9 protein-coding genes are annotated in these 9,324 nt (G+C 66.4%); 4 read left to right on the top strand and 5 right to left on the bottom strand.

The features are described from left to right. A partial coding sequence (locus VGK20_00045) for a lipase maturation factor family protein (GenBank protein ID HEY2772414.1) occupies positions 1–774 on the bottom strand: 774 nt, incomplete at its 3' end. Positions 775–803: 29 nt separating this feature from the next. Here VGK20_00045 and VGK20_00040 point away from each other — a divergent pair. Beyond that, positions 804–1,232 carry a Rieske 2Fe-2S domain-containing protein gene (locus VGK20_00040; protein HEY2772413.1) on the top strand — a complete coding sequence of 143 codons (429 nt, stop codon included), beginning with the start codon at positions 804–806 and terminating at the stop codon, positions 1,230–1,232. A gap of 23 nt (positions 1,233–1,255) precedes the next feature. Here VGK20_00040 and VGK20_00035 read toward each other — a convergent pair whose 3' ends face one another. Beyond that, positions 1,256–2,407: a hypothetical protein gene (locus tag VGK20_00035; GenBank protein HEY2772412.1), complete on the bottom strand. Its 1,152-nt coding sequence runs from the start codon at positions 2,405–2,407 to the stop codon at positions 1,256–1,258. A 140-nt stretch (positions 2,408–2,547) separates the two neighbouring features. Continuing rightward, positions 2,548–3,276, bottom strand: coding sequence for a dienelactone hydrolase family protein (locus VGK20_00030; GenBank protein HEY2772411.1), 729 nt, complete (start codon positions 3,274–3,276; stop codon positions 2,548–2,550). A 111-nt stretch (positions 3,277–3,387) separates the two neighbouring features. Between VGK20_00030 and VGK20_00025 the strand changes: the two genes are divergently transcribed. Next, entirely contained in the window at positions 3,388–4,239 is an 852-nt protein-coding gene (locus tag VGK20_00025) for a crotonase/enoyl-CoA hydratase family protein (protein ID HEY2772410.1), read from the top strand. Positions 4,240–4,266: 27 nt separating this feature from the next. Here the strand turns inward: VGK20_00025 and VGK20_00020 are convergent, their stop codons facing one another. Both VGK20_00020 and VGK20_00015 read right to left on the bottom strand, forming a co-directional pair. After that, positions 4,267–5,406, bottom strand: a complete 1,140-nt coding sequence (locus VGK20_00020; protein ID HEY2772409.1) for a P-loop NTPase — start codon at positions 5,404–5,406, stop codon at positions 4,267–4,269. Further along, positions 5,381–6,505 carry an Mrp/NBP35 family ATP-binding protein gene (locus tag VGK20_00015; GenBank protein ID HEY2772408.1) on the bottom strand — a complete coding sequence of 375 codons (1,125 nt, stop codon included), beginning with the start codon at positions 6,503–6,505 and terminating at the stop codon, positions 5,381–5,383. The genes VGK20_00020 and VGK20_00015 overlap by 26 nt, the downstream gene beginning before the upstream one ends. A 256-nt stretch (positions 6,506–6,761) precedes the next feature. Here VGK20_00015 and VGK20_00010 point away from each other — a divergent pair, with 256 nt between their 5' ends. Together VGK20_00010 and VGK20_00005 are read left to right on the top strand one after the other, a co-directional pair. Next, positions 6,762–8,327, top strand: a complete 1,566-nt coding sequence (locus tag VGK20_00010) for a dockerin type I domain-containing protein (GenBank protein HEY2772407.1) — start codon at positions 6,762–6,764, stop codon at positions 8,325–8,327. A 121-nt stretch (positions 8,328–8,448) separates the two neighbouring features. Beyond that, positions 8,449–9,201 carry an SDR family NAD(P)-dependent oxidoreductase gene (locus VGK20_00005; protein HEY2772406.1) on the top strand — a complete coding sequence of 251 codons (753 nt, stop codon included), beginning with the start codon at positions 8,449–8,451 and terminating at the stop codon, positions 9,199–9,201. Positions 9,202–9,324 lie beyond the last annotated feature (123 nt).

Below are 9,324 nucleotides of genomic sequence, written 5' to 3'. Positions count from 1 at the left end.
GGTCCATCCGATCAGGAGCTGCAGGAATACGAGCGCGACGAATGCGGAAAGACGCAGCAGTCGCGGCCCGAAGACGAACCACGGCACGCCGAGCTCGATCACGAACATCAACAGGCAGGAGAACTCCTGGAACCACTGCGGCAGCTTGGCCGCGAACCACGCCGGGAACGTCGGCAGCGGCTGGGTCCAGTAATGGTATTGGAGCGCGGTCAGGCCCCACCACGTCGGGTCGTCGCTGAGCAGCTTGACCATTCCCGACGAGAACATCAGCCGGAACAGCAGCCAGCGAAACATCCAGATGACGACCACGGGCGGCTCGGGATCGAACTCGACGTGGCTGCGCCAGCGCAGCGGTGCAAGGAAGATTGCAAGAAAACCCGCCTCCAGCAGCAGGATGTCCCACTGGAAGCCGAGGAAGACGCGCCCGACCTGAAACAGCGAGAAATACAGCACCCAGCAGCAGATCGCCGACAGAGGCGGAGCGAATCCGAACAGCAGCGCCGCGGCCGATCCCGCTCCTGCCCAGCAGCACGCCTTCAACGCCAGATCGCTGCTCGAAAGCCAGAACAGGGTCGGATGCACGCGCCACGCGTCTGCGCCGGCGCGCTCGTGTATCCACTGGAGGTAGTCGCCAACCGGAAGGATGCCGCGGCTGCCGTACAGGCCGTCGATCTGCACGGCCAGCGAGACGAACGCGACGAGGTAGACGACCGCAATCCCGCCGAGAACCAGGCGCGCGGTGCGCACTCGCGAGCGCGACGTCATCGCTCCCATCGAAGTGCCGGCGCTGCTAGCGTGAGGACGTGGGCGAAACCAGGATCACCGTCTGCGACGACGCGTCCCTCGCCGAAGGCCGCACCGCCAAGTTCCGCATCGGCAGCGGCAACCCGCCTCGCGAGGGTTTCGTGATCCGCTACCAGGGTCGCCTGCATGCCTATCGCAACGAGTGCCGCCACGTGCCGATGACGATGGACTGGGTCGAAAACCGTTTCCTTTCGCGCGACGGCTGCTGGATCCAGTGCGCAACCCACGGTGCTCTGTACGAGATCGCGAGCGGCGTTTGCGTGGCCGGCCCGCCGGCCGGGAAAACGCTGCTGCGGCTGGCCGTGGAAGTGACCGCAGGCAGCATCGTCGTCAGCGTCCCGGACGAGGAGCAGGACGTCGCGCAGGATGTCGCACGGGACGTCGCGCGGGATCGCGCCCCGGTGCGACGCGCGATCCGCGCCAAATAGCCGTGACCGCCGGACTGGCCGTGTCAGGCCAGCGGGCACGACAGCGTCTGAGACTGCCCGACCGCGAATTTCAACACGATCAGCGCGTCGCTGGCCGTCACTCCTCCGGTAAAGTTCACGTTGCACGCGGAGTCGGGGCAGTCGGCCGAGCCGACTGCCCCCTTGAGCACGAGCAGGGCGTCGCTGGCGGTGGTCTTGCCGTCGTCGGTCGGATCTCCACAGGCCGCAACATGCAACGGCGTCCATCCGAGATCCTTCAGCAGCGCGATGGTCAGCGCCAGGTTGCGCGGCGGCGGATTGGTGTAGTACGGCTCCATCAGCTCGTTCGGGAATACCGACGTGTCGTAATGCGACACCGACGAGCCGACGATGTACGTGGTCGGCGCGAACAGCATCACGTGACCGGCAAAATCCTTGCCCGCCGAAAGACCGCCGCTGCCCGCCGTCACGTTCGCGCCGGCCGAAAGGAGATGCTGGTTGTCGACGATGGCCTGCAGGCGTTGCGCGTTGCTCATCGCCGGCACCTGCTTCGGCGAGATGATCGAGTCGATCATCTTGTTGGTGAATGCGTCCGAATATCCGAAGAACAGCTCCCCGGTGGTGTTGTCGATGAGGCTGACGAAGCCGAGCCCGTGCGCGAACTCGTGGAGCAGCACGGTCAGGAAGTCGATGTCCGAGCCGTTCTTTCCGTCGAGGCCGTAGTAGAAGTTGATGCTGCCGAGCACGACCGGATCATCGACGCGGTAATTGAACTGGGCGCGGATCTCCGGGCAGGCGCCCGACACCAGCGCAACCGGGCAGGAGCCGGGAGAGAGGTCGTTCTGGTCGGAACCGTAGATCTGGTTGGCAAGCGCAGCCACGAACCAGGTGGACGGCACCGGTGCATGCAGGAAGTCGCGGTGAATGGTCGTCGGGGAGGCCTGGCCGAGCGTGGCCAGCGTCGCCGTGCCGCCGAGGTCGGCGAATCCGGCCGACACGATGATCGGAACGGTTCCCGCAAGACGGGTGCCCCAGACTTTCGCAGCGTACTGGAACAGGAAAAGGCGCTGGGCGCCCAGCGTCGTTCCCGGATTGCCGCCGACCGGTGCGCGCGGCGACGGATCGTTGAAGCCGATGACGCCGGTATCGGTGTTGCGGATCGTGATCGTGACGGCACCGGCCGGTGCAGCGCACAAGACAGCGCAGGCAAGCAGCAGCGCAGCGGCCGGGAGGGTTGCACGTCTGGCAGGGGAAGCAGGGATTTTCATGGTGCACCCGGGACGATAGCAGAGAGTTTTCACTGAATCAGCAGCTTTCTTGCACCGCCGTAGCGGCTTCAGCCCAGTTCGTCGCGGAAAAGCGCGGTGACTCGCTGCCAGGCATCCGCTGCGGCCGCGGCGTCGTAGTCCGGCCGTTCGTCACAGAAAAAGCCGTGCCCGGCGCCCGGATACACAACGACATCATGACGGACGCCGGCAACCTCGAGGGCGTGGCGGATCTTGTCGACGTCCGCGAGCGGGATGTGGCTGTCGTTTTCGCCGAACAAGCAAAGGATGCTTCCTTTGATTCCCGGCGTCAGGTCCACCGTGGCCGGCCCCGGCCCGTAGCCGGTGATGCCGCCGCCATAGAAGCTCGCGGCGGCCGCGATCGGCAACTGGCAGGCCGCCCGGTATGCGATGTGGCCCCCGAAGCAGAACCCCATTGCGCCGATGCCGCGCCCCGCGATGTCTTCCCGTGCCGTGAGCCAATCGAGCGCCGCCTTGACGTCGGCTCCGAGCTCGGCGGGCTTCACCTGCATCATCAGCTCGATGCCGCGCGCCAGCCCGACCTGGTCGTAGCCGAGCTCGATTCCGGGCGCCGTGCGGTGGAACGGCTCGGGCGCCAGCGCGAGGTAACCTTCGGCTGCCACTCGATCGACGACCGAGCGGATGTGAGCGTTGACGCCGAAGATCTCCTGGAACACGAGCACGCCGGGATATTTGCCGCCATCGGCAGGGCGTGACAGGTAGCCCGCCATCGCCTGGTCGCCGACGGGAATGCTCACATTTTCGCTTCGGGTCTTCATCACTGGCCTCCGTCTCGCGCGGAGCTAGCACGAAGGAGCGACGGGCGCGAAATCCCAGCCTGGCAGGCAACCGGCACGGTACTTCGATCGCACTGTTCGAGGGAGAAAACGATGGAACGACGACAGACCACTTACCAAGTCGACCGCGGCGTCGCCGTGCTCACGCTCAACCGGCCGGACCGGATGAACGCCTTCACGAACACGATGCTGAAGGAGATGATCGAGACGCTGCGCGAGGCCAGCCGCGACGACTCGGTCCGCGCCGTCGTCGTCACCGGCGCCGGCAAGGCCTTCTGTGCCGGAGCCGACCTCGGCGCCGGAGGCAGCACCTTCGATGCCGGCGCGGGCGGTGAAGAAGTCGGCCTTTCCGGCCATCGCGACGGCGGCGGACAGGTGACGCTGGAAATCTTCGCGTGCCGCAAGCCGGTGATTGCCGCGATCAACGGCGCTGCAGTCGGCGTCGGCATCACGATGACGCTGCCGATGGACGTGCGCGTCGTGGCCGAGGACGCGAAGATCGGCTTCGTGTTCGCCAGGCGCGGCATCGTGCCGGAAGCGTGCTCGTCGTGGTTCCTGCCGCGCATCCTCGGCATCTCCAAGGCTGTCGAGCTTTGCGTCACCGGCCGCGTGTTCCGTGCAGCCGAAGAGCCGGCGCTGTTCAATCACGTCGTCCCTGCGGACAAGGTGCTCGAAAAAGCGATGTCGATCGCGCGCGAGATCGCCGACAACACGAGCGCAGTATCGGTGGCGCTGGCACGCGCGCTGCTGTGGCACGGCCTGGCGCAGCCGGATCCCCAGCACGCGCACATCATCGACTCCAAGTGCATTTTCTGGGCAGGCCGCGGCGCCGACGCCTACGAGGGAGTCCAGGCCTTCCTCGAAAAACGCCCGGCGAAATTCACGCTGAGCGCGTGGAAGGACATGCCCGACTTCTATCCGTGGTGGATCGAGCCGAAAGTGTGAGCCCAACGCCGGTGCCTGGCCCAGGCGTCAAGCACCCGGCCTGCATTCGGGGAAGCCGGCGATCTCGCGCAGCCACTCGTACGAATACATGCCTGTCGAGTGTCCGTCGGCCCACAGGAAGCGCAGCGCGTAGCGCCCTACTCCTTCGTAGCCGGTCGGGCGCGGCGCGTCGATGTCGACGAAGCGCGTCTGGCTCGAATGTCCCTGGCACTGCGCACAGGGACACCAGCCCCTGAGGCCGCCGAACGAATACGTCGTCGCGGCGCCGTCACTCCAGCGGATCGTCACGACGCCGGAAGCATCGTCGATCTCCACCTTCGTCGGCTCGGGGCCGTACAGCTCGTCTCGCACTCGGGCCAGCGACGATTCGACTGCCGCTGCAAGGTCGAGGTAGCGCCGCGCCGCCTGCGACGAAGGATCGGCGACGACGATCGGGGTTCCCGCGTCGCCGCTCTTGCGCACGGCCTCTTCGATCGGAAATTCGGCGAGCACCGGCGCACCGATCTCGTGCGCGATACGGTCGGCATTGGCGGTGCCGAACAGGTCGTCGCGCGTGTTGCAGCGCGGGCAGACATAGCCGGTCATGTTGACGACGACGCCGAGGATCGGCGTGCTCACCCGGCGCAGCATCGCCACGCCGCGCACCACGTCGGCCAGCGCGACGTCCTGGGGCGTCGTCACGATGATCCCGCCGTCCAGGGGCACCTCCTGGGCCAGCGTCAGCGGAATGTCGCCGGTGCCCGGCGGCAGGTCGACGATGAGATAGTCGAGCTCTCCCCAGGCCACGCCTCTAAGGAACTGCTTGGTCGCGCTCATGGCCATCGGGCCGCGCCAGACCACCGGCGCCTGGTCGTCGAGGAAGAACCCCATCGACATCAGGCGCACGCCGTGGGCTTCCAGCGGCGCCAGCAGCCGCGAGGTCTCGTCGGGATGCGGAAGATCCTTCACGCCGAAAAGGATCGGGGCGCTCGGGCCGTAGATGTCGACGTCGGCAAGCCCGACGCGACGGCCGAGGCTCCTCAGCGCCACCGCCAGGTTGGAGGCTACCGTCGATTTACCGACGCCGCCTTTGCCACTGGCGACGGCCAGGATCCGGGCGACGCCCTCGAGACGAGGCTGGCGGGCCGGGGCTGCCGCAGCTTCAGGCATGCCCGTGCCCGTGACCATGCTCGTGCTCGTGCGAAGCGGCGGCGATGGTCGCGGCAGCCGCAATCGCGGTGGCCACCTCGGCGGCCAGCGACCGGAAGGCCGCGGCAGGCTCGCTGTCAGGCTTGGAGGCTACGATCGGAAAGCCGGCATCGCACGATTCGCGCAGGGCCCGGTCCAGCGGAACGGCGCCGAGGACCTTGAGGCCGAAACGATTGGCGACCCTGGCGGCACCCCCGTCCCCGAAAATATGGGCGTGGTTCCCGCAGCCCGGGCACACGTGAAAGCTCATGTTTTCGATCACGCCGAGCACCGGGACCTCGGCCTGCTGGAACATCTTGACGCCGCGCTCCACGTCGGCCAGCGCGACGTCCTGCGGCGTCGTGACGATGACGCCGCCCGTCAGCCTGACGCCCTGGGTCACGGTCATCTGGACGTCGCCGGTTCCCGGCGGCAGGTCGAGGACCAGGACGTCGAGCTCTCCCCAGGCCACGTCCCTCAGGAACTGGTTCAGGGCCTTCGACAGCATCGGCCCGCGCCAGATCAGCGGGGCTCCCTCGGCAACGAAAAGACCCATCGATACGAGGCGCACCCCGTATTTTTCGACGGGAATGAAGCGGCCTTCCGCATCGCTGCGCCCGGCCTGGTCCTCCCGCCCTGCTCCGAACAGGATCGGAACGCTGGGGCCGTAAATGTCGGCGTCCAGCAGCCCGACCGCCAGGCCGCGGGCAGCCAGCGCGACCGCCAGGTTGGCGGCAACGGTGGACTTTCCGACCCCGCCCTTGCCGCTGGCCACCGCCACGATGCTGGCAATGCCCGGGACGCCCGCTGGGCCGCGGCCCAGCGCTTTTGCCGTCTCGCGGGCCTGCTGGGCCCCGGCGGCCTGGGGCCTTTCGACGATGACGTCGATACGGGCGAGCCCTAGCCCGGCCAGGGCGGCTTCCACGTCGGCTACGATCTGGCGGACGACTTCCTGGTTGTCACTGAGAATGGAAAGCCGGACTTCGCAGCGTCCGGACTCGAGAACGATGGTTTTGACGAGCCCGAAGGACACGATGTCCCTGCTGAAGCCGGGATACTTGACCCCCTTCAGGCGATCTTTGATTTCGTTTTCGGTCATCGTCAGGGCGAAGCGGCAATTTGGCGCGGAAGTCGTGTTTCCAATGGTTTGGAAATCTGCAATGCTTCCGCGGGTTGGTCAGGGGACGTCGGTCAATCGCTGATGTCAAACAATTCTGTCCCGGTGCACGTCGGGTCGTTCACCGGTCGGAAGGGAGGGGGGTGCTTCCTCAATTCTTGACGTATCCTCAGGAATGGGGCTAACGTCGGCGCGGGCGTTTCGCCCGTCACCTCACGGACAAGACCAAGGTTAGAGAATGGATTTGCGACGTAATTTTCGCTTCACGGCTGTCGGACTTTCGCTGCTCGCCCTGGTCGCCGCTCCGCGTGCCGCGAACGCCGACTGCCCGGCCGGCAGCGGGATCCAGTTCCCGTTCCTGACCGACACCGAGTTCCAGTGCCAGCGCACGACTTTCCTTGCGACTCTCGACTATTTCTACTCAGTCGTCGCCGCGCGCGAAGACTGCTTCACCCTCGAGCTGAACTTCATCTACCCGCCGAACACGCTCCAGTGCCTGTTCCCGGTGACGAACGACAAGCCCGGCACCACCGGAGATCCCGACATCGACCGGCGCCTTCGCTCGGCGGAATCGGCGTTGACGCGTCGTATTCTCACGAACTGCACCAACGTCGACATGGCCCACATCGGCTTCCCGGGCTTCTGCGCCGATGCCACGCCGCTCACGCCGTATGATGCGTTCGACCAGGTCCAGTGCATGCTCGACTTCGCCAAGGACCTGAGCACCTACATCATCAACACCGAGCATCCGCGGCCGTTCCCGGACGACCTGACTCCGCCGGAAACCGTGTGCCAGGATTCGCTCGCGCGGCTGTCGTCGACGATGACGAGCACCGAGTTCGACACCCGCGGCCACTGCCTGCTCGCCCAGGCCTCGCGCAACCTCGACCTTCCGCCGAAAGTCGACTGCCGCCGCGAAGTCGATCCCGAGGACCCGCAGACAGGGCGCGCGATCACCGACAACAACGTGATCCAGGCCCACAACCAGATCCTGCGCACGCTTCCGAACTCGTGCCCGACCATCAACCTGGAGCGTCTCGGCTTCCCGTGGCAGTGCCCGTTCCCGGATGACGGGTCGATCTTCCCGCTGCCGGCGCTGACCGAGTGCATGTTCGACACGCACCATCACGACATCTTCCGTTTCCTCGACCTCGTGTTCCCGTGCAGCACCAAGTGCGGCAACGGCTTTCTCAACGTCGAGGAAGAGTGCGACGACGGCAACACGCTCTACCAGGACGGCGACTTCTGCCGCAACAACTGCACCGAGGTTCCCTGCGGCGACACCAACAACGACGGCCTCGTCAACATCGTCGACGCGCTCTACGTGCTGCGCGCCTCGGTCGGCCTCGAGCACTGCTCGCTGCTGGTCTGCGACGTCAACGGCGACCTGAAAGTCCGTGCTTCCGATGCGCTGCGCCTGCTGCAGCACGCGGTCGGCCTGCCCGTCGCGCTCCAGTGCCCCGATCTGAGCACCACCTGCGGCAACGGCTTCCTCGAGCCGAAGGAGACCTGCGACGACGGCAACGACGTCTACGATGACGGCGACTTCTGCAACTCGGCCTGCCTGCTGGTCGGCTGCGGCGACACCAACGACGACGGTGCCGTCACCATCATCGACGCGCAGTACATCCTGAACGCCAGCGTGAGCAACGTGCCGTGCGACCTGTCGATCTGCGACATCACCGGCAACAACGTGATCAACTCGACCGACGCGCTGCGTGCCTTGATGTGGTCGGTCGGCCTGTCCGTGAACTTCAACTGTCCCGCGCCTCCGCCTACTCCACCGGCACCGCCGGTCGAGTAGCGACGAAGACCAGGACGTCGTTCAAAAGAAAGGGCGTCTTCCGCAAGGAAGGCGCCCTTTCGCTTGAGACCCCGGGCATCTTTCGGCGGACGTCTGAACGCCAACCTACGGAGCAACGATCATGGATCTCGGCCTACGCGGAAAAAGCGCACTGATCACCGGCGGAGCCTCCGGTCTCGGCCGGGAAACGGCCAGGACCCTGGCCGCCGAAGGCGTCGCGGTAATGATCGCCGACGTCAACGATGACGCGCTCGCCTCGACGCTCGCAGAGCTTCACAAGGCCGGCGCCGAGGTCGACGCCGTGCGCCTGGACGTGCGCCGCGTGCAGGAATGCGAGGCTGCAGTGGCCCGCACGATCTCGCGCTTCGGGGCCCTGGACATCCTCGTCAACTCGGCCGGAATCGGCGGCCCGGCGACGTTCTTCGTGGAGAACGGCCCCGACGACTGGAACGATCTCGTCGCGATCAACCTTCTCGGCGTCATTCACTGCTGCCATGCGGTCACCGACCACATGATCGCCCGCGCATCGGGAAAGATCGTCTCGATCGCTTCCGAAGCCGGCAAGGCCAACGAGAAGCGCATGGTCGTCTACGGCGCGACCAAAGGCGGAGTGATCGCGCTCACGCGCGGGCTGGCGGCCGAGCTCGGCCGCTACCACGTCAACGTCAATGCCGTCTGCCCGGGCGTCACGCGCACGCCGATGACCGCGTACATCGACGACGAAATGGAAAAGCAGGCCGTACGCTTCTATCCGCTCGGCCGCCTCGGCCAACCCGAAGACATCGCGCCGATGATCACGTTCCTGGCCTCCGACCGCGCATCGTGGATCACCGGCCAGGCCATCAGCATCAGCGGCGGCTTCGGCCGGAGCTAGCCTGCGCGCTCGGCTCGCAGCTTCTCGTTTCGAAAGTTGAAGGCTGGGCGTCTTCGCTCCGGCGGCCGGTTCAGCCGGCGCTGCGGCTTCGGGCTTTGCGGCCGTGCGTCTTCGGCGCGGCGC

The sequence above is a fragment of the Candidatus Binatia bacterium genome (genome assembly GCA_036493895.1).
Taxonomy (GTDB): Bacteria; Desulfobacterota; Binatia; order UBA1149; family CAITLU01; genus DATNBU01.
This window is presented reverse-complemented; position numbering and strand designations above follow the sequence as displayed.

Bases quoted from the DNA above. Each gene is read 5' to 3' on its own strand.
- VGK20_00030 (HEY2772411.1), bottom strand. From the start codon at position 3,276: ATGAAGACCCGAAGCGAAAATGTGAGCATTCCCGTCGGCGACCAGGCG.
- VGK20_00015 (HEY2772408.1), bottom strand. From the start codon at position 6,505: ATGACCGAAAACGAAATCAAAGATCGCCTGAAGGGGGTCAAGTATCCC.
- VGK20_00005 (HEY2772406.1), top strand. From the start codon at position 8,449: ATGGATCTCGGCCTACGCGGAAAAAGCGCACTGATCACCGGCGGAGCC.
- VGK20_00025 (HEY2772410.1), top strand. From the start codon at position 3,388: ATGGAACGACGACAGACCACTTACCAAGTCGACCGCGGCGTCGCCGTG.
- VGK20_00010 (HEY2772407.1), top strand. From the start codon at position 6,762: ATGGATTTGCGACGTAATTTTCGCTTCACGGCTGTCGGACTTTCGCTG.
- VGK20_00020 (HEY2772409.1), bottom strand. From the start codon at position 5,406: ATGGTCACGGGCACGGGCATGCCTGAAGCTGCGGCAGCCCCGGCCCGC.